This window comes from Streptomyces sp. TRM49041, from assembly GCF_008271805.1.
Classification (GTDB): domain Bacteria; phylum Actinomycetota; class Actinomycetes; order Streptomycetales; family Streptomycetaceae; genus Streptomyces.
Map to the genome: position 1 here is coordinate 182,329 of NZ_VSRY01000165.1, position 22,255 is coordinate 204,583.

Here is a 22,255-nt window from a genome sequence, read left to right on the forward strand (position 1 = left end):
ACGAACCCCGCAAGCCCCACACGGGGCGCCGCCGGAACCACGCGCCGCCCCGCGAGGAGGTGCTGGCCGCGGCCATGGCGACCATTGCCGAGCGCGGCCTGGAAGGCCTCACCATGGCCGGGCTCGGCCGGGAGGTCGGCATGAGCAGCGGCCACCTCCTCTACTACTTCCGCACCAAGGACGAGCTGCTGCTCCAGACCCTGGAGTGGAGCGAGGGCCGCCTCGGCGCCGAGCGCAGCGCACTGCTGTCGAAGCAGGACCTCCCGGTGGCGGAGCGACTGGCGTCATACGTCGAGCTCTACATCCCCGACGGCCCCCGCGACCCGCACTGGACGCTCTGGCTGGAGGTCTGGAACCGCTCGCAGAACGCCGACGCCGACGCGCGCGGCCGCCAGGCGGCCATCGAGGGCGCCTGGCACCGCGACCTGGTCGCCCTCCTCGCCGAGGGCATCTCGCGCGGCGAGCTCCGCCGTGTCGACCCCGACCGGTACGCGACCCGGCTGCGCGCCCTGCTGGACGGCTTCAGCGTGCATGTGGCGGTGGGAATACCGGGCACGGGCCGGGAGCAGGTGCTCACGCACGTACGCGAGCACATCGGCGAATCGCTCCTGGCCACACCATGAGATGGCCCCTCCTGGCCGCACCATGAGGTGACCTCGCCATGGCCTCTTGACCGCATCGTGAGACCCACAACCACACCCCGGCCACCTTGTGGCAAACTGCCCCCGTGCTCGCAAACCCGATGATTATCGGCAGCAGCGCGCCGGTCCGCAGTGACCGCTGAACGACGCCACCACTCCGTCGCGGCAGCGGACACCGTGTCTCAGACCCGCGCGCAGACCTCTCGCACCCGCGAGGGGTCTTTTCGTTTTCCGGGCCCCACCCTTGGGCCGGACGACTGCGCGCGAGAATGGGGGCAGGTGGATCCAGCCTTTTTCTCCCCCGAGTTCTCGGCTTCGCTCGAGCAGGGGGGAGCCCACCCGGAGCCACATCCGACAGGAGCAGGACAGCCATGACCACGGAGACCGCCGACAGTTCCCGCGCCGAGGCGCGGGTCGACGACAGCTTCCACGTCTTCGACACGACCCTGAGGGACGGCGCCCAGCGCGAGGGCATCAACCTCACCGTCGCCGACAAGCTGACCATCGCCCGGCACCTGGACGAGTTCGGCGTGGGCTTCATCGAGGGCGGCTGGCCCGGCGCCAACCCGCGCGACACGGAGTTCTTCGCCCGCGCCCGCGCCGAGATCGACTTCCGGCACGCCCAGCTCGTGGCGTTCGGCGCCACCCGCCGCGCCGGCATCCGGGCAGCCGACGATCCGCAGGTCAGGGCGCTGCTGGAGTCGGGCGCCCCGGTGATCACCCTGGTGGCGAAATCGCACGACCGCCATGTGGAGCTGGCGCTGCGTACCACCCTGGACGAGAACCTGGCCATGGTCCGCGACACGGTCTCGTACCTGCGGGAGCAGGGCCGCCGCGTCTTCGTCGACTGTGAGCACTTCTTCGACGGCTACAAGGCGAACCCGGAGTACGCCAAGGCGGTCGTCCGCGCGGCCTCGCAGGCCGGCGCCGACGTGGTCGTCCTCTGCGACACCAACGGCGGCATGCTCCCCGCCCAGATCCAGGCCGTCGTCTCCACGGTCCTCGCCGACACCGGTGCCCGCCTCGGCATCCACGCCCAGGACGACACCGGCTGCGCGGTCGCCAACACCCTGGCCGCCGTCGACGGCGGGGCCACCCACGTCCAGTGCACCGCCAACGGCTACGGCGAGCGCGTCGGCAACGCCAACCTGTTCCCGGTGGTGGCGGCGCTGGAGCTGAAGTACAACAAGCGGGTCCTCCCGCAAGGCGCCCTGGCCGAGATGACGAGGATCTCCCACGCCATCGCCGAGGTCGTGAACCTCACCCCCTCCACCCACCAGCCGTACGTCGGTGTGTCGGCCTTCGCGCACAAGGCGGGTCTGCACGCCTCCGCGATCAAGGTCGACCCGGACCTGTACCAGCACATCGACCCCGAGCTGGTCGGCAACACCATGCGGATGCTGGTCTCCGACATGGCGGGCCGCGCGTCGGTCGAGCTGAAGGGCAAGGAGCTCGGCGTCGACCTGGGCGACGACCGGGAGCTGGTGGGCCGGGTCGTCGACCGCGTGAAGGAACGGGAGCTGCGCGGCTACACCTACGAGGCAGCGGACGCGTCGTTCGAGCTGCTGCTCCGCGAAGAGGTCGAGGGCCGCCCTCTGCGCTTCTTCCGTACGGAGTCCTGGCGGGCGATCGTCGAGGACCGCCCGGACGGCACCCACGCCAACGAGGCGACGGTCAAGGTGTGGGCGGACGGTGAGCGCATCGTCGCCACGGCGGAGGGCAACGGCCCGGTGAACGCACTGGACCGGGCGCTGCTGGTGGCGCTGGAGCGGATCCACCCGCAGATGGCGAAGTTCGAGCTGGTCGACTACAAGGTCCGCATCCTGGAGGGCCTCCACGGCACGGAGTCCACGACCCGCGTCCTGATCACGACGAGCGACGGCGACGCGGAGTGGTCGACGGTCGGAGTCGGCGAGAACGTGATCGCGGCGTCGTGGCAGGCGCTGGTGGACGCGTACACCTACGGCCTGCTGAGGGCGGGAGTGGAGCCCACGGAGAAGTAGCCGGAAACGGCCCTCGCCCCCTGTGCCCCGTTTCCCGCCCATTTGGGGTAGCGTCGGTGATATGAAGACGAGGCCGTTCTTCCTTCTGTCGGCCGTGGTGGGCTTCGCGCTGATGCTCCTCCTGGCCCTGGCTCCGGCTGCCACGGCTCAGGCGTCCGACGGGGTACGGGACGCGGCGGCCGCTCTGAAGCAGGGCCCGGTGTACGTCCACCCGGCGGCGGCGTCCCAGCTGTCGGGTCCGGAGGCGGAGGCCCTGGAGCAGAAGATCATTGAGGCGGACAAGCCGGTGATGGTGGCCGTCCTCCCACAGACCGCGGAGTTCCCGAAGGACACCCTCCTGCGTGACCTCCGCACCCTCACGGGTGTGACGGGCGTGTACGCGGTCCGGCTGGGCGACGCGTTCGACGCGGGCGCGGACCGGACGGTCCTCTCCAACCAGGCCGTGGACAACCTGGTCGCGGCGGTGCGCCAGCCCGGCGTGGACGCGGCGACGGAGCTGAACAACTTCGTGGACCAGGCCCTGCCGCAGGCCCGCGGCTCGGCGCCCGCGACCTGGGCGGGCGTGCCGGACCAGGGTGCCCCGATAGGCGGCCTGATCACGATAGGCGTCCTGCTGGCGGCGACGGTGGGCCTGGTATCGGCGACGACGCTCCGCACCCGCCGGCGTAGGCAGGCGGAGGAGCAGGAGTCCCTGGAGAAGCTCCGCGTGGTCGTGGACGAGGACATCACGGCATACGGCGAGGAGCTGGACCGCCTGGACTTCCACCCCGCCGAGCCGGACGCGGACGACGCGATGCGCGCCGACTACGAGCGTTCGCTCGACGCCTACGACAAGTCGAAGACGCTGATGGCCGGGGCCCGTCACCCCCATGACGTCCGAGGTGTGACCGAGGCCCTGGCGGACGGCCGCTTCGCGCTGGCCGTCCTTGCCGCCCGCCGCGAGGGCCGCCCGCTTCCCGAGCGGCGGGCACCCTGCTTCTTCGACCCCCGCCACGGCCCCGCCGTCACGGAACTCCCCTGGACCCCGTCCGGCGGCACCCCCCGCGACGTCCCGGTCTGCGCGGCGGACGAGTCCCGCCTCAAGGCGGGCCAGGACCCGGCGGCCCGCACGGTCGAAACCGACCAGGGCCCCCGCCCGTACTGGGAGGCCGGCCCGGCCTACGGCCCCTGGGTAGGCGGCTACTACGGCGGCGCCCTCCTCCCCGGCCTCCTCGTCGGCACGATGCTCGGCTCCATGCTCTCCACCCCGGCCTACGCGGCCGAATACGGCGGCGAGGGCTTCGAGTCCTTCTCCGGCGGCGACTTCTCCGGCGCGGACTACAACCCCTCCGACTTCGGCGGCGGGGGCGGCGACTTCGGCGGAGGCGGCTTCGGGGGCGGGGACTTCGGCGGCGGGTTCTGACGGCTTCCACGAGTCGGCCACTCCGTGGGCGGGCACCCGTGTATCTGAGAGTTGCGCGGACAGCTGGGGTCCCCTCGAACTCGCAGAGAGAGCTTGCGGGCGAGCTCCAGAACCGTACCCTTGCCAGCGACTCCCGGGCGGCCAGCAGACTACTGACCTCGCTCACGGGCCCCCCAGTCCGCCACACGCACGAAGCCGATCTCGCCAGCACTCAGAACCATGGCTCCGCCGGCACAGACCACGTGCTCGCTTCGCCGCGGCGCCAGCCGAAGCAATCGTCCGCGCCGACCACGAAGGTGAACGGTTCGGCCAGCTCCGCCGCCGATCGCTCAGCGATCCAGCCGCCGAACCCAGCCGCCGAGCTGATCCGGCACCCGCCACTGCCAGGCCGGGGCGCAGCCTTCAGCTCGACCGGTCCGACATATCGGTAACTCCGCCCCGCGCACTCACATGAGCCAACCGAGAGCACTTCCGACACACGCCCTACCGGCCCCCTGCCAACACCCGGGACGCCTGGACCGAGCTCATGGGTAACGCGTGAACCACGGGTCTTCCCCGGTCGCCCCGAACCCTGCAAAACCCTCGAAGGACTCGTCGGCCAGCAGCCGGTACACGAACTCGCTCATCGACATGTCGAAGCGCTGCCGCTTTCCAGCATCGTCTCGGGCAAAAACCGGCCAGGATTCGGGCGGCGCGGAGTTGTCGGCGATCCAGGCGAACTCATCACCCTGGACACTCACACCCCACTGTAGGAGGCCGCCCTGTGAGCCCGGCTGCTGCAGACCATGCGGAAGGTAAAGGTCCAGGGCTACGGGGTGCTGTTCGACGATCCGACGGTTCGCCTCCTGCGAGTCGGCCAGCTCGGACTCCGCTCCTCCTGCCGAAGCGTAGACGGTGAGAAAGTCGCAGAACTCTCCCGTTCCGAACGCTTCACAGAACTCCTTGTAGTCGGCCGGCAGCGCTGTCCCGAGCCGGGACTCGATCTCTGCCCAGTCGAGGTCGAGACCGAGCGGGTGCTCGCCGGCAGCCTGAGCGAGCCGATCGACCCAGGACATGTGCAACTTCCTCTCCTAAGGCACGTTGTCGATACGCACACTGCCCGAGCCTCCGACGTCACCTACCCACTGAAGGTTCAGGTAGTCAGGCATGGGACGGTTCCCCTCGTAGTGCGCCGTGACCTGATAGTAGATGGTCTCTCCGGTCTGAGTCCGCTTCTCCAAGGCGATTTCATAGGCCTTCATTGTCACGCTGTTCACGTTCGCGTACAGCGGGACAAGATTGCGAAGGTCTCTGCCATCCCCACCCAACGAGCGGGCCAGCAAGTGGCCGCGGTGGTGATTCTCCTTGCGGCCACGGTAGCCCGGCGGGACGTGCTCCCAGTTGGTCGGATACTCCGTGGGCGTACCGACGATCATCGTCTCGTTACTGTTAAGGGCCCAGCCCGACTCCACGCCAAGGTGGCCGTCTACCTTCTCAGAGTGTACGTAGTTGTAGTCGCCCTTGTTGAGGCAGGCGACCACGCCTTGTGCTCGGCCGAGATTGTCCAGCGGCATGTAGTGCACAGCCGTGTTGCCCTTGCGGCAGTCCTGCCGACGTACGGGGGTGCCAGACTCCGGTTCGTGCTCGCCGTCTGTTTCAGGCGTCACAAGGCGGGACATGCTGTAGTCGGCCGCGATCTCCTCGTCGGGCGTGTATGCGCCGTTCTCGGTGAGTGCGGCCATTTCCAGGACGCCGACGATGAGCTGCCAGCCGTCTCCGGGCTTCCAGCCTCCCGGCTGTATGCCCCAGTCGGGCTTGGGGCGGTCGGGGGCTGGGACAGGGTTGGGGCCGTTGTTGGGGTTCTGGTCAATAGGCGGCGCGGGTGGCCTAATGGTGCAGGCATATCGGCAGACACCGCGTCGACCGACACCGCTCTTGCTTGCGACGCTGGTGCTCGTGCCAGTGCTGCCCCCGACGGCACCCGTTGTTTTGGTGGGGGTGTAGGTGCCGGAGGTCTGACCGGGGTAGCAGTGGCTACTGCCGTAGCAGCCCTTGCTGGGCTGATACTCCCTCATCTTTGCTCGCTGCAGACAGTCCACCCCGTACCTGGCGGTGCACGTGTCGCTATAGCCGACTGGCTTGGCGTCAGCGATCACACCGATAGCCAGACCGAAGATGCCGGTGAGTCGGCTGCCCCACCGTAGGGCGGATCCCCCGCCGCTTTTGATACTGCTGCCTGCGGAGTTGGCGTATTGCTCCAGTTGTCGGATGCCCGCGTCTATGTAGCTGGGAGTGCAGACACCGAGGACACACACCTTGTGGCCAGTCGGGTCCGTGTTATTGACAGGGTCGCCTGCGCCGTACCCATAGCGGTTGGCATGGGACGACGGGGTGGGGTCCAGGAGCCAGGTGTCGCGGGAGGCGAAGCCGCCTGTGCCGGGCTGGTACCAGCGGGCCGCCATGTTGACGTCGCCGTTGTCGGGGTCGGTGTAGCCGGACTGGTAACCCAGGGACGGGGTCGTGCCCGAGGTCGCCTGGGGCTTGCCGAAGGGGTCGTACGACGTGGAGCCGGCCACCGCCGAGCCGTCGGCCGTCAGTGCCGCGACCACGTCCGTGTGCTGGTCCGTCAGCAGGCGCTGCTTCGTCGTGCCCGTGGCGGCGGCCAACAGCGTGCCGTTCGGGGTGCGTGTGTACTCGGTCGTTCCGTCCGAGACCAGGTTGTTGGAGCCGCCGTCGTAGACGAAGGTCGTCTCGCCTCGGCTCAGCATCCGGTCGAGTGAGTCGTAGGCGTAAGTGGCCTGGCCGTCGCCGACCTTGCGCTCGAAGGCGTCGAAGGTCAGCGGGCGCTCCGGCTGCCCGGTCGTCCGGACCGAGGCCAGCGTGCCCCGTGGCGTGTAGGCGTACGTGCTCGTGCCGTCCGCCAGCAGGCGGTTGCGCTCGTCGTACTGGGCCGTCGCCGTGCCCGCCAGGGTGCGGTTGCCCGCCGCGTCCCACGCGTACGGCGTCGTCACCGTGCCGTTTGTCGCCGACGCCAGGCGGCCCGCCAGGTCGTAGGCGTACGTCTGTACGCCCGCGCCCGCCGTGCCCTCCGTCTCCTTGCGTACCAGGCGGTCGTCCGCGTCGTAGCCGTAGCCCAGACGCGTCAGCGTCGTCGTGCCGTCGCCCGTGGTCGTCCGGTCGTCCGTCAGGCGGCCCAGCGCGTCGTACGTGTAGCCGCGCTTCGCCTCGACCGCCCAGCTCAAGCCGTCCGACGACAGGCGCCTGTGCTCCTCCGCGGTCAGACGGCCCGCCGCGTCGTAGGACGTCCAGGTCTGTGCGCCGGTCACCGGGTCGTCCGTCCGGTTCAGGCGCCCGGCCAGGTCGTAGCCGTACGTCGTCGTGCCGGCCGAGTCCGTGCGGGCCGTCATGTTGCCGTCGTCGTCGTATGTGTAGCTCGATGTGCCCGCCGGTCCGGACGTCGTCAGCAACTGACCGCGGTCGTTGTACGTGTAGGCGTTCTGCGTCGTCAGATGCGTGCCCGCGGCCGTCATCCGGTCCGCCAGGTCGTAGGCGAGGACGCGGTCGACCGTCGTCGCCTCCGCGCCGGTCCCGGTCTCGCGGATGAGGCGGCCCAGGCCGTCGTACGTACGCTCCCGCTTCACCCCTCCGGGCAGCAGGTCGGCGAGCGACTGGCCCGCCGCGTCGTACACGGTCGTCCAGGTGCGGTCCGCAGCCGCCGGATGCGCGGCCGTCGACGGTTCGATCGTCGACTCGGGCAGTCCCCACGCGTTGAACGTGTAGACCGTGGTGTTGCCGCGTCCGTCCGTCAGGCGTGTGCGGTTGCCCGCCGCGTCGTAGCCGAAGGTCGTCGTGACGGACTCGCCGTCCTTGACCGGCTCCACCATCCGGGTCGTGCGGCCCAGGGCGTCCGCCGTGTACGCGGTGCGCGCACCTGTCGCCGTGACCGTCGCCGTCAGGTTGCCGTCCGCGTCGTACTCAAGCGCGGTGGACCGCAGCGGCGTCGTCGACGTGCCGTAGTCGGTGGCCGTCGTCGCGAGGCCCAGCGCGTTGTACTCGACCGTGCTCTTACGGCCCGTGGCGTCCACGACAGACGTGCGGCGGCCGAGGCCGTCATATCCGAACCGGGTCACGCCCCCGGCGGGGTCCGTCACCGTCAGCGGCTCGCCCGCCGGGTTGTACGCGGCCGTCGAGGTACGGCCCGCCGGGGAGGTGGACGCCGTCTGGCGGTCACCGTCGTCCCATGTGTAGCGGGTCGTGAGGTTGCGGAGCGCCGGGTACCGCTCGACCGTCGTGGACGTCAGCATCCGGCCGAGCTCGTCGTACGTCGTCTCGGTCCGTGCACCCGTCGGGTCCGTGGCGGACAGCTGTAGGCCGGTCGGCGTCCAGGTGTACCGGGTGACCCCCGCGCCGTCGAGGTCCGTGTTCTCGGTGGTGAACGGGCTCGGCTCCTGCAGGTCCGGCGCGCCGCCCGCCACCGGGTCGGTGCGCTGCACCAGGTGGCCGAGCTGGTCGTAGCCGTACCGTGTCGTGCGGTTCAGCGGGTCGGTGACGGTCGCTGTGCGGCCCAGGGCGTCGTACGTCGTCCGCATGACCGCCGTGAGCGGTTCGGCGGCGCCGGGCGGCGTGTACGCGGGGAGGGTGACCGCCGCGGTCCGGCCCATCTTGTCGTACTGCGCCCGCGTGACGGCGCCCCGCGGGTCGCGCGTCGCGGTGGCCTCACCGAAGGTGTTGTAGCCGGTCAGGACGATCGGCCTGACGGTCTGCGCCGTGGCTCCGTTCTCCTCCGCCGTCACCGGCGGAGCCTTGGTCTCCACCAGGCGGCCCAGCGCGTCGTAGCGGTACGTCGTCGTGTGCGCCGCCGCGTCGGCTCCTGCCTCCGTGCCGCGTGCGCTGGTCTCGGAGAGGAGCATGCCGCGCTGGTCGAAGGTGGCCACCGTGGAGCGCGGCGTGCCGGCGCCGTCGGTGACCGTGCCGCGGACCGGGTTGCCGGCCGCGTCGTACTCGGTGGTCGCCGTCAGGACGCGGCCCGTTCCGTCGATGGTCGCCGTCGACTCCGTCACGCGGTCGTCCGGGTCGTAAGCGACCGTCGTCGTCCGTGCCAGGCCCTCGGGGTCCAGCACGCTGCGCGTCGTACGGCCCGTGGCATCGACGTTGTGCGTGACCGTCGTCGTGCCGCCACCCGTCACCTGCCGGACGAGGTTACCCGCGCCGTCGTACGTGTTCGCCGAGAGGACGATGTCGCGGCGGGAGCCGTCGGACCCGGTCACCTGACGGGCGGTCGTGGTCGCGAGCAGACCGTCGTCGAAGTACGTGTACGCGGTGGTGGCGCCCATCGCGTCCGTGCTCGACGCCAGGCGGCCTGCCGGGTCGTACGCGTGCGACTCCAGGACCAGGTCGCGGGTTTCGCCGGACGGGTCTCCCGTCCACCCCTTCAGAATCGTTTCGGCGTGCAGGCCGCGCGGCGTGTACGTCCGGGCGTACGTGGTGCCCAGCGCGTCCGTCTCCGCCACGATCCGGCCGAGGCCGTCGTACGTGAACGTCGCGCTGTGCCCCTCCGCGTCCGTGATCTGGTCCTGCAGACCGAAGGTGTTGTAGCGGTAGGTCGCCGTCCGGGCGGTGTCTCCTCCGGTGGTGTCCTCCACCGTCTCGGAGAGCAGGGCGCCGTCCGGATCGAACGTGCGGCTGATCTTCGCGGTGTGCGTGGTGCCGGTGAGCTCGTTCTTCACCCCGGCGCCCGTCTCGGTGACGACCTTCGACTGGGCGTTGTACGCGAACGTCGTGGTGACGCCCTCGGGGAACGTGTCGGAGATCTGTGTCTCGGAGAGCTTCCGGCCCAGCCCGTCGTACGAGAAGGCGGTGACGAGCCCGGAGGGCGTCGTGACGCGCGCCAGGTCGCCGTTGGGGAAGTACGCGTACGCCGTCGTCGCGCCGCTCGGGGTCTCCTCCGTCTCGACGAGCCCGGCGGGTGCGGTGCCGCCACCGACGGCGGCTTCCGTGCCGTCGGTGTACGTGATGGTGGCGGTGCGGCCGTCGGCGATTTTCGTCGACGTCCGCAGCCCGAGGCTGTTGTAGGTGTGCGTGGTGCGGTAACGGGCGTCGCCGCTGCTCGTGGACCGGGCGTCGGACTCGGTCAGGACCTTGCCGTTGCGCGGATCGAGCGGGTCGTCGGTGTTGCGGTGGTACGTCGCGAACGACGTCCAGCACGAGTCGGCGTCACGGCAGGTGGTCCGCGTCACGGGGTTGCCCGCCGCGTCGTGCCCGGTGATCACGAGATGGCCGTTGGGGTCGGCGATCGTGTGCAGGAAGCCGCCCGAGTCGTAGCTGTACGACGTCGTGCCGCCCTCCGCGTCGGTGACGCGCAGGAGCCGCTTGCCACGGAGGGCGTCATAGGTGGTGCTCGTCGTGTGCCCGGCCGGGTCGGTGACGGCGACCGTGGAGGCCAGGGCGGAGGCGGAGCTGCGGGCGTGGGCACTGTAGTGCGCGGCGACCTGCCGCGCGGACAGGGCGTGGTCGTAGAACGCGGCCTCGTCGAGGTCGCCGGAGTAGTGGTAAGTACCTTCCGTGACGCCCATCCAGCCGGGGCTGGCGTATCCCGCGCCCCAGTAGGCGTAGGGCAGCGACTGGTCGATCAGAGTGCCGCTCAGCGAGCCGATCGGCGATCCGTCGAGGTAGAGCCCATGGGTGGTGCCCGAGCCGGTCAGCACGACATGGTGCCATTGACCGTCCGTGACGCTGACCGCGGAGGTGAGGGGTGCCGGGGCGCTGTCGCTCATCACGAACCGGCCCCGGAGCTTTCCGGCCGAGTCGATCGTGAGCAGCGGCCGCCAGTTCGTGGGCTTCTGCCCGATGGGCGTGTTCTGGAAGGCGAGGAGCACGCCGTTCGCCTTCTTGGTGCGGAACCACAGCTCCATCGCCAGGCTGGTGCGACCCGCCACCGGTTCCTCGGGGACGTGGACGCTGCCGCTGCCGCCCATGTACACGGACGGGTTGTCGCCGCGGCCGAAGATGCCGGCCGCGCCCAGGGTCACGGAGTCGTAGGTGCCGTTCGCGTGCCCGTCGGCGACGACGCTGCGGGCGGTGGTGCCGGAGGACTCGTCGAACCGCCAGTAGGCGGACGGGCCGTCGGCGACCATGGTGCTGCGGAACTGACCGCCGTTTCCGGCGACGAGTCCCTTTCTGGCGCGGTAGTGGCCGGCCACGGCGGTCGCGTCGAGCGGCTGGTCGTAGATGGCGACCTCGTCGATCTGGCCGGGGAAGAAGCTCACGTCACCGGGGGTGGAGGGCCAGCCCTGTGCGAATCCGGCGCCGATGTACGTGTACTTGTTCGCCTGGTGGTTGACTGCGGCGTTGAGGGTGCCCTGCTTGATCCCGTCCAGGTAGAGGGTCTGGACACTGCCGGATGCGGAGATCACGGCGTGGTGCCATTCGCCGTCGGCGACCGTCACGGCGGACGCCAGCGGCGTCGTTGTCAGGGCCGGCACGGTGTAGAACTTGCCGTGCAGCTTGTTGTCGGACCCCACGTACAGCAGGGGCGTCCAGCCGCCGGTGGACGTGGTCGCCCCGTCGAGCGGCGCGCCCTGGTCACCCACGAGTACGCCGGGCTCGCTGGTGCGGAACCACAGCTCCACCGCCAGGTCTGTGCTGCTGTGCAATACCTCCTCGGGGATCTGCGCGTACGCGCCGGATCCGAAGCCCGCCGCCGTGTCGTCCCCGTCGGCGAAGGCACCGGGGAGCCCCAGGTCCACCCCGCCGTGGTACGAGCCGTCGGTGGCGTCGCCGGTCTGGCTCCCCACCACCGCGCCGCTGCGCTCGTTGAGACGCCAGTAGCCGGCCGGGGAGGAGGTGTGAACCGCGTTCGCGTAGGCGGCCGAGCCACTGCTGTAGGTCTCGGCGGAGACCTTCCACACTCCACCGTTCTCGTCGGTCGTACTGACCAGCCGGGCCGTGACCGGGTCGTACTGCGCGGTGGCGTGCGTCCGCCCGGAGGGCAGCACGACCTTCGTCATCAGGCCGGCGGCGGTGCGGGCCGCGTAGTGCTCGGCGACCGTTCCCGGATCCAGGGCGTGGTAGTAGACGGCCACGTCGTCGATGGCGCCGTTGAAGAAGTAGGTGTCGGCCGGGACACCCATCCAGCCCTCGTTGCCCCAGCCGGAGCCGATGTAGGCGTGCTGGCCGTCGCGCGCCTGGATCGTGCCGGTGAGGCTGCCCACCTTCACACCGTCGAGGTAGAGGGTCTGTGTGGTGGCCGCGCCGGCGAGAACCACGTGGTGCCAGGCGCCGTCGTCGACGGGCTGGGCGGAAACGATCGGCTTCGTGCCGCCGTGCTCCGTCGTGTAGAACTGGCCGCGCAGCTTTCCGTCGGTGTCGACGTTCAGATACGGGCTGTACTGCGTGGGACGCTGACCGGCCTCGGCATCCTGGAGGGACGCCAGTACACCCGGCTCGGTCGTCTTGAACCACATCTCGACCGAGACGAACGCGGAGCCCTTCAGGGTGCTGTCCGGCAGCTCGATGACGGAGTCGGTTCCGTTGAACGTCGCCGAGGTGTCGGTGGTCCCGGCGACGGCGGGAGCCGAACCGAGAACGACATCGCGGTAGAGGGCGTCATTGAGGCCCGTGCGGGACGGGGCCTCGCTGCGGACGACGGAGCCCTCGGACTCGCCCAGACGCCAGTACGACTGGGGGTTGGAGTCCAGGACGACGGACCGGTACACGGAGCCGTCCTCGTAGGTGTAGGTCGTGCACTCGGTGGTGGACGACGGCGGGCAGACCTTGGTCAGCCTGTCGCCGGTGTAGGTGTACGTCCACGTCAGGCCGGGCTTGGTGGCGTCGATGGCGCTCGTCGTTATCGCGGACACGCGGCTGCCGCTCCAGGTGAAGGAGATGCTGCGGCCGGACAGGTCGTCGACGACCTCGACGAGGGGGCCGCTGTCCGGCGCCGTGCGGCGCAGGGTCTGGCCGCGCCCGGCGCCGTCGACTATCCGGCTGAGGAACCCGGTGGGGCTGAAGTGGTAGGTGGCGCCGGACCGGTCCCGCAGCACCCAGCCGTCGGTCTGCCGGGTCAGCTCGCTCGTGGAGCCCGTCGGCCCGGCGTACGTGCCGTCCGGGTTCTGCCCGTACCGGGCCTGGGAGCCGTCGGCAGCCGTGATCAGAACGCTCTGGTTCTGTGTCTCCTCGACAAGTCGCGCGTCCCAGCGCGTGCTCCATCCGGCGCCGAACGCGCCGTCGGTACGCGGGTCGAGGGAGTTGTACGTGCGGGTGACCGCCAGTTCGGGGCCGACCGTGGAGAGCGCGGCGTCGGTGGCGGCGGTGGTGAAGTTGCCGGCGCGGGATCCGAACTCGCGGCCCGTGTCGGAGCCGCCGAGGCTGCTCGTGACGGCGGGCTGCGGAACCTCGGTCGTGAACAGAGCGGGGCCCGGGCGGGCCGAGGTGGCGGCACCGTCGTAGGCGTAGGCGTACCAGGCGTACGTCTTGCCCCACGTGAGCCATCCGGCGGGCACGGCCCACTGCTGAGCGGGCCCACGCGTGTTGGTGCGGCAGTTCTTGCGCGTGTCCTTGCCCTCGACCTCACAGACCTCGAACTGGTACTGCAGGGCCTGCGGGTAGCGGTCCTGGTCCGCGCCGGCTGCCCAGAGGGTCGGCGTGAGAGAGTCGACGACGACGCCGCTGGCCGGCGAGGCCGCCGTGAGGTGCGGTGGGATATTGACGGCGGAGAACTTCACTCCGGGCGCCGGGATGCCCTGGCTGGTGAACGTGGTGACACCGAAATCGTCCATCGTCCACCGGAGGGTGTACGTGGCAGGTGCGAGTGGTGCGATCTTGCCGTCGAGGGTGACGCTGCCACCCGGCGGTACGTCGACGGGTAGGGGAGTCCACCGGATCTTTGTGGAGTCGGTGATCTCCTTGTTGTCGGCGTCGTACAGGATGTAGCGCAGCTTGACGTTGCCGCCCTTGAGCCAGGTCTCCTGCCCCTGGTTGGTGACCGTGACACGCATCGCGCTCTCGGTGGTGGCGTTCACCGGGCTGAGGAACTGACCGAGCGTGTACGTGGCGCCGTACTTGGTCCAGCTGATGTCCAGACTCGGCTTGCCGTTGGGGTAGTCGTCCGAGCCGAACTGCTTCCAGGCGGCCGAGTCGGAGACGGAGGCCTTGACCGCCAGGCCGTAGTTCTTCTTGCGGCCGTGGGTCCAGTCGTCGATGAGCTGCCGCCCCGCGGAGCCGAGCGGGATGCTCTCCCAGGCGGGCCCGCATGACCAGGTTGTCGTGCCGGAAGGCCGCCAGCCGTGGGCGAAGCTCTTCGAGGCGAGGGACGCGCCGGTGGCCGGACCGGGGTACTGGTTGGTGGTGCCCTCGGCCCAGTTGGACGTGATGGGGTGGACCGTGACCGGCCGGGCGTTGCAGGAGTACGACCAGGTGTTGTAGACGGCCAGGTCGGCGGCGAGCACCCACGCGTTCTTGAGCGTCGTCTCCACTCCGGTGAAGCGCAGGAAGGACGCTGCCTTGTGCCCGCCGCCGTCGTACGTGCCCACCTTCAGGACCGTGTCGGTCGAGAAGTTGGTGTTGTACGGGTACTGCACGTACGTACCGGAGGTGGCGTTGAACGAGTTCACCGAGGGGTCGACCCGGATGGGGTAGACCCGCTCGGGATCGGCCAGCCACGCCTCGTCGAGGGACACGGTCAGGACCTGGCGGCCGTCCTCGGTGGTCAGCCCGTAGGTGACCTGGTCGGACAGCACACCCTGATTGGCGTTCTCGGCGAGGTTCGAGTCCTCCATCCAGCCACGCGGCATCCGGGCACGCTCGGCTCCGGCGGCGTCCGTGAAGACCACTCCGCCGTGGGCGTCCAACTGGGCGGTCAGCCCCTCCAGTTCCAGTGGGAAGCGCCACTCGGTCGGGGCGCCCTTGTCCTTCAGGACCAGGACCTCCTTCACCGCGGCGTTACCCGCGAGAAGTTCGAGGTCGGCGGACGGGAGCAGGCCGGAGTAGGTGATGGCGCTCCCGCGAGCCTGCCCCTGGACGTGTGCGGCCCCCTCCACGGAGTAGCCAACCGACATTCCGTCCGCCATGGTGATCCGGGCCAGCGGCGCGGCATCACCGAACTCGCCGAAGGCGATGCTCGCCTGAGTGGAAGCCGGCTGCCAGATGTCGCCGGTCTCCGTGGTGCTCATGGCGCGGGGGCCCGACGGCCTGACGAGCGTGGTGTCGATCTTCTCCCACACACCCTTGGTGCGCTCGAAGTTGACAGGCTCGTTGTAGAAGCGGGTGGTGTACGTGCCGTCCGTGTTCAGGAACGTCCGGGCGTGCTCGGCGCGCTGGTCGGGGAGTTCTTTGCTGGTCTTCTCGTCGAAGCGGCCCACGCGCTCTTCGGCCTTCGGCGCGGGCACCAGCTCGGGCTTGCCCATCGCGGGCGGCTTGGGGGTGCCGGGCAGCTTGACTTCCGACACGCCCTCCTCCTGGCCGAGCTGGCCAGGAGCGGTCAGCGCACGGTCACGCCCTCCGGACGCACCTGCCTGCGTCTGGCTCGCGTCGGCCCGATGGCCACGCCCGTCGGCACTGCCCCAGGGCTGCTCCGGCCGGTCGCCCGGGTCGACGGCCGACGGTCCGGCCCAGGCGCCCACCGCGAGAGCCGCGTGCTCCATTCCGGCGAGCGCGGCCATGACGAAGGCCACGGATGTGACAAGAGAACGCGCGACGCGCACGGACCGGCCCCCCACGGGTGGTGATCAAGAGGGCACACTTTTAGGCCGCTCATCGCGCCATTCACAAGATCTTTACTCTTTATGTGAAATTGATCATGCGTCAAATCAGGTGAAAGGGTGCGGCTGATGTGTGGACGCCGCGACGGAGCTGCGGCAGGCGTGACCCGGTGGTCAGAGGGGTCGTTGGGGAAACGTACTTCCCGGAAGTGCGCTTCCTCGATGGTCAACCACGGAGGTGTGGCCCCATGGCCGGACAGCGTCGAAATCTCCCGAAGCCATCCGACATGTTCGATCGGGACTGGGAATGGAGTGAGCTCTCCGCCTTCGTCCAGGATCCCGGCCCAGAGGCGACGATGGCGGTGGTCTCGGGGCGACGGCGACAGGGCAAGTCCTTTCTCCTCGACTCAATCGCCCGGGCGGCGGGAGGGTTCTACTTCTGTGCGTACGAGGCCACGGAAGCGGAGTCGCTGCGGCGGTTCGGCGAGGAACTGGCCCTTTACACGGGTGCCGCCGCGCCCCTGCGCTTCGACCGCTGGGAGCAGGGTGTCGACGCCCTGCTCGCGCTGGGCCGGGATCGCCCCGTGCCTGTCGTACTCGATGAGTTCCCCTACCTCACTCGGGCCACCCCGGCTCTTCCGTCCATCCTTCAAGTCGCATATGGTCCCCGGCGGCCCGAGCGGCTGGAATCCCGTACCCGGCTGCTGCTGTGCGGCAGCTCGCTCGCTTTCATGGGAGGACTCCTCAGCGGTACGTCCCCCCTACGTGGTCGCGCGAGCCTGGAACTGGTGGTCCAGCCACTCGACTTCCGGCAGTCCGCGGCGTTCTGGGGTATCGAGGAACAGCGCCTCGCCGTCCTCGTGCACAGCGTGGTGGGCGGCACGCCCGCGTACCGGCGGGAGTTCGTGCGCGACGACGTCCCAGCCGGTCTCCGGGACTTCGACGACTGGGTGTGCCGGACCGTCCTGTCGCCGCGCTGCCCGCTGTACCGCGAGGCGCGCTATCTCCTGGCCGACGAGGCAGATCTGCGGGACCGCGCCTTGTACCACTCCGTACTGGCGGCGCTGGCCTCGGGCAACGCGACGGCCGGTGGAATCGCCGGCTGTCTCGAGCGCCCCACCAGCGACATCACGCACCCGCTCACGGTCCTTCAGGACTGCGGCCTCGTACGCCGGGAAACCGACGCCTTCCGCAGGAACCGCAGCACCTACCGTGTGGCCGAGCCGCTCATCGCCTTCGACCATGCCGTCTCCCGGCCCAGGCTGCCCCTGCTGGACCGCGGGATGGCGGATCAGGTGTGGGACGGGAGCCGCGCCCGGTTTCTGTCGGCCGTGGTGGGTCCCCACTTCGAGCAGCTGTGCCGAGACTGGGTGTGCCACTTCGCCGGCCCGGAGACCTTCGGCGGAATGCCGATCGACGTCTCGTACGGGACGGTGGCGGATCCCGCGGCCCGCACGAGCATCGAGGTCGATGTGGTGGTGCGGGGCGCCATGGGGCAGGACGTCGGCGTGCTGCTGTCGGTGGGGGAGGCCAAGTGGGATCAGACCATGGGTGTGGGACACCTGGAACGACTGCGGCACGCGCTCGCCCTGCTGCGGGCCAAGGGAATCGACACATCCCATGCCCGGCCCGCCTGCTACAGCGGAGCCGGGTTCACCGAGGAGCTGCGGGCCGCGGAAGGCCGGGGAGAGGTGATCCTCGTGGACTTGAGAAGGCTGTACGAGGGGGAATGAGAGGCTCGGACAAGTCCCGTCACGATCGTGTGCCGGACCGCGCGGGGGCATGGCGCCCCGAGCCGGAGGGTTGCGGGCCCGTGCCGCGCAGCAGGCGTTCCAGGGGGTGTTCGATCCAGTGGTACGCCGCTGCCGACAGGGCCAGGCTGGCCGCGATCACCAGCAGCCACACCTGGGCTGTGTCCAGGAGGCCGACGGGTCGGCCGTACACACCCACACATACCCGGATGACGATCTCGTGGACGAGGTACCAGGCGAACGACCAGTGCCCGAGGCGGATGGACCAGCGGTCGGCGAGGCCCGTCCGGCGGCCCTGGAGGTCGGCGTGCGCGGCGGCGGCCACGAGCAGGGCGAAGAACGGAGTGGAGAGCAGCTGCGACGCCTGGTACGGGCTGTACCAGAGGGAGTCGGGTGCCGCGTGCGACCACGGGATCAGGGCAAGGTGCCACGCCACGACGAGCGCCACCGCCGGGCCCAGCGAGACGGGCGGGCGCCAGCCGCGGGCCACCGCGAGTCCGGCCGCCACGCCCAGCAGGAACTGGAGGGTGCGCGTCACGGGAAGGTAGCCGAGGGCCCAGGCGCGGACCGCCGGGTCGGTGATGACCGCTCCGGCGAGCCACACGAGCACCACGCCCACGCATGCCACGGCCGCGACGCGGCGGCGGCCGCGTGCCGAGCGCATCGCCGGGAGGGCCAGGAGCAGCGGGAAGAGCAGGTAGAACCACGCCTCGTCGCTGAGGGACCAGGCGGCGGGGTTGCCGCCCCGCAGTATGACGGGATCGGGTGTCCAGGCGTTCACCAGGAGCAGGGTCGCCGCGACCGCCTTGACGGTCACCTCCTTGCCCAGTGCGAGGTACGCCGCCACGGACAGCGCCGTCGTCGCGGCGAGCAGCGGCCAGATCCGCGCGAACCGCCGCCACAGAAAGACCTTGGCCGGCACACGCCGACCGTCGTACGTCCACGCCAGGACGAAGCCGGACAGGACGAAGAAGAACGTCACGCCGCTGCGGCCGTACCAGGTGGCGTCACTGACCCAGGGGATCTGCCCGACCTGCCGGGACAGGTGGTACAGGACGACCACCAGCGCGGCCCAGAAACGCAGCCCGGTCAGTGAGGGCAGGCGGTCTCTTCCGGACAGGTCGGCGGCCGGTCGTCGACCCGGGCGGGAGGTGCGTCGCATGGCGCGATTATCGGTGCCGGCCTCTGGCGGTCCGCCCGCGGGGGTCGTGCGGTCCGTGCGGGGCCTGCGGGGTGTGCGGGGCCTGCGGGGCGTGCGGGGCCTGCAGGGCCTGCGGGGCGTGCGGGGCTTGCGGAACGCCGAGCGTCCGCCCCGGGCTGCGGGGAGCCGGCAGGGCGGCCGGGTCACGTCCTTGATGGTGAGATCGCCGGTGATCCGGTAGCCGTCGCCGCCCAGCGCCTCGGCGGTGGTCGAGCGGAAGGTCATCGAAGGTCATCGAAGGTCATCAGCGGGAACTGCTCGGTGTCGAAGAAGCCGAAGAAGCCGAAGAAGCCGAAGAAGTCGGCGCCGCGCAGGTGTCCGTCACGGCCGCCGTCGCCGGTGTCGACAACACCACCTCCGGCGCCGCGCGCCGCACCCGCCGGTACCAGATCCTCTGGCTCGACCACGGCACAGACCCGGCCGATGGGGTGTACGCCTATCCGGTGATGCCGGGCGCCACCCCCCGCACCGTCGCCGCCCGCGCCGCCGACCCCCGCCGGCTGGAGGCCCTCGACAACACCGTCGCCCGGCGGGCCGCACGCGTACCCTCCCCGGGCCTGACCTTCGCCGACTTCCGGCAGCCCGGTACGGTGGGGCCGCTCACCGGCACCGCCCCGGCGAGCGTCGCCGTACGGCGGCGCGGCCGCACCGCCGCCCCGCACATCGGCGAGCCGCCCCGCACCGGGCGGCCCTTGGAGACCACCTGGCACCGTCTGGCGCGCACCGGGTCCTCGCCCACGACCCGTCCGCCGAGGTACTGTCCGCCGGGCCCGCCCCGCGGCTGCGGATCACCCCCGGCACCGCGTGCGCCGCTCGTCGCCGCCAGGCGGCCCGGAGCCGGCCCGCCCCGACTCCCGGACGACCCGCTTGTGGACATCCCACAAGCCATCGGGGTGCAACGCTGGCACTTCGGCTGCACCCCGAAACGGTTCTGTTCAGGGCACACAGCAGATCAGTCCGGAGACTGTACGGAGTCAACGGCGGGTTTTCCTTGGTCGGCTCCGTAGGGTCGGTGCATGACCGTTGTGGACGAAACCCAGGGCGAGCCCACCGACGCCCGCGGGCGTGTGGCCGAGCTGCACGCCCTGCGCGAGGAGGCCCGGCGCGGCCCGAGTGAGCGCGCCACCGAGGCGCAGCACGCCAAGGGCAAGCTGACCGCTCGGGAGCGCATCGAGCTCCTGCTGGACGAGGGCTCGTTCCGGGAGGTCGAGCAGCTGCGCCGGCACCGGGCGACCGGTTTCGGCCTGGAGCACAAGAAGCCCTACACCGACGGTGTCATCACCGGCTGGGGCACGGTCGACGGCCGCACGGTCTTCGTCTACGCGCATGACTTCCGGATCTTCGGCGGTGCGCTCGGCGAGGCCCACGCCACCAAGATCCACAAGATCATGGACATGGCCATCGCGGCCGGCGCCCCGCTCGTCTCCCTCAACGACGGCGCCGGCGCCCGTATCCAGGAGGGCGTCTCCGCCCTCGCCGGGTACGGCGGCATCTTCCAGCGCAACACCAAGGCGTCCGGTGTCATCCCGCAGATCTCCGTGATGCTCGGCCCGTGCGCCGGCGGCGCGGCCTACAGCCCCGCCCTCACGGACTTCGTCTTCATGGTCCGCGACACCTCGCAGATGTTCATCACCGGCCCGGACGTCGTGAAGGCCGTCACCGGTGAGGAGATCACGCAGAACGGGCTCGGCGGCGCCGACGTCCACGCGGAGACCTCCGGCGTCGCGCACTTCGCGTACGACGACGAGGAGACCTGCATCGCCGAGGTCCGCTACCTCCTGTCGATGCTGCCGTCCAACAACCGCGAGAACCCGCCGGTCCACCCGAGCGAGGACCCCGCGGACCGCCGCGGCGACATGCTGCTCGACCTGGTGCCCGCGGACGGCAACCGGCCGTACGACATGCACAAGGTCATCGAGGAGCTCGTCGACGACGGCGACTACCTGGAGATCCACGAGCGCTGGGCCCGCAACATCGTCTGCGCCCTCGCCCGTCTGGACGGCCAGGTCGTCGGCATCGTCGCCAACCAGCCGCAGACCCTCGCCGGTGTGCTGGACATCGAGGCGTCCGAGAAGGCCGCCCGCTTCGTCCAGATGTGCGACGCCTTCAACATCCCGATCGTCACGCTCCTCGACGTCCCCGGCTTCCTGCCCGGCGTCGACCAGGAGCACGGCGGCATCATCCGGCACGGTGCCAAGCTGCTGTACGCGTACTGCAACGCGACCGTGCCGCGCATCTCGCTGATCCTGCGCAAGGCGTACGGCGGGGCGTACATCGTCATGGACTCCCAGTCCATCGGCGCCGACCTCACCTACGCCTGGCCCACCAACGAGATCGCCGTCATGGGCGCCGAGGGCGCCGCCAATGTCATCTTCCGTCGGCAGATCGCCGACGCCGAGGACCCCGAGGCCATGCGCTCCCGCATGGTCAAGGAGTACAAGGCCGAGCTGATGCACCCCTACTACGCCGCGGAGCGCGGCCTGGTCGACGACGTCATCGACCCCGCCGAGACCCGCGAGGTCCTGATCAGGTCCCTCGCCATGCTCCGCACCAAGCACGCCGACCTGCCGTCCCGCAAACACGGCAACCCGCCGCAGTAAGAGGAGCACCTGTGACCACGCCCACGGCAGACGCCAACCTCCTCCGGGTCGAGAAGGGCCAGGCCGCGCCCGAGGAGCTCGCCGCCCTCACCGCCGTCATACTGGCCCGCGCCAACGCCCGGCCGACCGCCGCCCCGGCCCACCGCGTCCGCTCCACGGCCGGCTGGCGCCGCCTGGAGCGCCAGTCCGGCTTCCGGGCGCCGCACTCCTGGCAGGGCTGACCGCCCGGCTCCAGGTCCCGGGCAGCCCCGGGCCGCCCGGCCTCGTACAGTCACGAAGGGCCCCGCACTCATCGCGAGTGCGGGGCCCTTCGGCGTCCCTTTCCGGCCACGCCGCCGACGGCGCCGTGCCACGGCCGCGACCGGGAACGGCTGAGGCCCGCCACACCGGTGGGTGTGCGGGCCTCAGCCAGGGCGAGCGGTGCGAACACCGCGGCGCATTACCGCAGTCGTGCCATGAGGGCGTGTTCGACGAGGGTGATGAGTGCGCTCTTGGCGTCCGCGCGGTGGCGGGCGTCGGTGGTGATGATGGGGGTGTCGGGGCCGATCTGGAGTGCTTCGCGGACTTCGTCGGGGGTGTAGGGCTGGTGTCCTTCGAAGCCGTTGAGGGCGATGACGAAGGGGAGGCCGCTGTTCTCGAAGTAGTCGACGGCGGGGAAGCAGTCGGCGAGGCGTCGGGTGTCGACGAGTACGATCGCTCCGATGGCGCCGCGTACGAGGTCGTCCCACATGAACCAGAAGCGGTCCTGGCCGGGTGTGCCGAAGAGGTAGAGGATCAGGTCCTGGTCCAGGGTGATCCGGCCGAAGTCCATGGCGACGGTCGTCGTGGTCTTGTCGCCGGTGTGGGTGAGGTCGTCGATGCCCGCGGACGCGGACGTCATGACGGCCTCGGTACGCAGCGGGTTGATCTCCGAGACGGCGCCGACGAACGTGGTCTTGCCCACGCCGAAGCCGCCCGCCACCACGATCTTCGCGCTGGTGGT

General features: G+C 70.4%; 12 protein-coding genes and 1 pseudogene. 6 read left to right on the forward strand and 7 right to left on the reverse strand.

The window, feature by feature from the left end:
* The first annotated feature begins 74 nt into the window (after positions 1–74).
* The 3 genes from FVS66_RS28775 to FVS66_RS28790 all read left to right on the forward strand — a co-directional run bounded on the left by FVS66_RS28775 (position 75) and on the right by FVS66_RS28790 (position 4,046).
* Positions 75–623, forward strand: a complete 549-nt coding sequence (locus tag FVS66_RS28775) for a TetR/AcrR family transcriptional regulator (protein ID WP_149184183.1) — start codon at positions 75–77, stop codon at positions 621–623.
* A 389-nt stretch (positions 624–1,012) separates the two neighbouring features.
* Entirely contained in the window at positions 1,013–2,644 is a 1,632-nt protein-coding gene (gene cimA / locus FVS66_RS28785; protein ID WP_149184152.1) for a citramalate synthase, read from the forward strand.
* A gap of 61 nt (positions 2,645–2,705) precedes the next feature.
* The gene (locus FVS66_RS28790; RefSeq protein WP_149184153.1) at positions 2,706–4,046 is read left to right on the forward strand and encodes a hypothetical protein; all 1,341 of its coding nucleotides are present in this window, start codon (positions 2,706–2,708) and stop codon (positions 4,044–4,046) included.
* 161 nt (positions 4,047–4,207) lie between these two features.
* Here the strand turns inward: FVS66_RS28790 and FVS66_RS36315 are convergent.
* From FVS66_RS36315 to FVS66_RS28805, 3 genes and pseudogenes are all read right to left on the reverse strand, one after another.
* A pseudogene (locus tag FVS66_RS36315) lies at positions 4,208–4,452 on the reverse strand (hypothetical protein); the annotation flags it as partial.
* A gap of 118 nt (positions 4,453–4,570) precedes the next feature.
* The gene (locus FVS66_RS28800; RefSeq protein ID WP_149184154.1) at positions 4,571–5,101 is read right to left on the reverse strand and encodes an SMI1/KNR4 family protein; all 531 of its coding nucleotides are present in this window, start codon (positions 5,099–5,101) and stop codon (positions 4,571–4,573) included.
* Between the two features lie 15 nt (positions 5,102–5,116).
* Positions 5,117–15,427: a LamG-like jellyroll fold domain-containing protein gene (locus FVS66_RS28805; protein WP_399226511.1), complete on the reverse strand. Its 10,311-nt coding sequence runs from the start codon at positions 15,425–15,427 to the stop codon at positions 5,117–5,119.
* A 581-nt stretch (positions 15,428–16,008) separates the two neighbouring features.
* Here FVS66_RS28805 and FVS66_RS28810 point away from each other — a divergent pair.
* Complete coding sequence (locus FVS66_RS28810) at positions 16,009–17,454, forward strand: ATP-binding protein (protein ID WP_222946990.1); 1,446 nt, start codon at positions 16,009–16,011, stop codon at positions 17,452–17,454.
* A 19-nt stretch (positions 17,455–17,473) separates the two neighbouring features.
* On the opposite strand, the gene FVS66_RS28815 is transcribed toward FVS66_RS28810, so the two are convergent.
* Genes FVS66_RS28815 through FVS66_RS28830 form a run of 3 tightly spaced genes read right to left on the reverse strand, consistent with a single transcriptional unit; the run spans position 17,474 to position 19,397 of the window.
* Positions 17,474–18,898, reverse strand: a complete 1,425-nt coding sequence (locus tag FVS66_RS28815; RefSeq protein WP_262387274.1) for an acyltransferase family protein — start codon at positions 18,896–18,898, stop codon at positions 17,474–17,476.
* The gene (locus tag FVS66_RS28825) at positions 18,895–19,080 is read right to left on the reverse strand and encodes a hypothetical protein (protein ID WP_149184158.1); all 186 of its coding nucleotides are present in this window, start codon (positions 19,078–19,080) and stop codon (positions 18,895–18,897) included. Before FVS66_RS28825 ends, FVS66_RS28815 begins: the two co-directional genes overlap by 4 nt.
* A 29-nt stretch (positions 19,081–19,109) precedes the next feature.
* Positions 19,110–19,397 carry a hypothetical protein gene (locus tag FVS66_RS28830; RefSeq protein ID WP_149184159.1) on the reverse strand — a complete coding sequence of 96 codons (288 nt, stop codon included), beginning with the start codon at positions 19,395–19,397 and terminating at the stop codon, positions 19,110–19,112.
* 292 nt (positions 19,398–19,689) lie between these two features.
* Between FVS66_RS28830 and FVS66_RS28835 the strand changes: the two genes are divergently transcribed.
* The gene (locus tag FVS66_RS28835) at positions 19,690–21,273 is read left to right on the forward strand and encodes an acyl-CoA carboxylase subunit beta (protein ID WP_149184160.1); all 1,584 of its coding nucleotides are present in this window, start codon (positions 19,690–19,692) and stop codon (positions 21,271–21,273) included.
* Positions 21,274–21,284: 11 nt separating this feature from the next.
* Positions 21,285–21,494, forward strand: coding sequence for an acyl-CoA carboxylase subunit epsilon (locus FVS66_RS28840; protein ID WP_149184161.1), 210 nt, complete (start codon positions 21,285–21,287; stop codon positions 21,492–21,494).
* Between the two features lie 218 nt (positions 21,495–21,712).
* On the opposite strand, the gene FVS66_RS28845 is transcribed toward FVS66_RS28840, so the two are convergent.
* The coding region (locus FVS66_RS28845) for an ATP/GTP-binding protein (protein ID WP_149184162.1) at positions 21,713–22,255 on the reverse strand (543 nt) is incomplete at its 5' end.

Bases quoted from the DNA above. Each gene is read 5' to 3' on its own strand.
- FVS66_RS28810 (WP_222946990.1), top strand. From the start codon at position 16,009: ATGTTCGATCGGGACTGGGAATGGAGTGAGCTCTCCGCCTTCGTCCAG.
- FVS66_RS28835 (WP_149184160.1), top strand. From the start codon at position 19,690: ATGACCGTTGTGGACGAAACCCAGGGCGAGCCCACCGACGCCCGCGGG.
- FVS66_RS28775 (WP_149184183.1), top strand. From the start codon at position 75: ATGGCGACCATTGCCGAGCGCGGCCTGGAAGGCCTCACCATGGCCGGG.
- FVS66_RS28815 (WP_262387274.1), bottom strand. From the start codon at position 18,898: ATGACCTTCCGCTCGACCACCGCCGAGGCGCTGGGCGGCGACGGCTAC.
- FVS66_RS28805 (WP_399226511.1), bottom strand. From the start codon at position 15,427: ATGGGCAAGCCCGAGCTGGTGCCCGCGCCGAAGGCCGAAGAGCGCGTG.
- FVS66_RS28790 (WP_149184153.1), top strand. From the start codon at position 2,706: ATGAAGACGAGGCCGTTCTTCCTTCTGTCGGCCGTGGTGGGCTTCGCG.
- cimA (WP_149184152.1), top strand. From the start codon at position 1,013: ATGACCACGGAGACCGCCGACAGTTCCCGCGCCGAGGCGCGGGTCGAC.
- FVS66_RS28800 (WP_149184154.1), bottom strand. From the start codon at position 5,101: ATGTCCTGGGTCGATCGGCTCGCTCAGGCTGCCGGCGAGCACCCGCTC.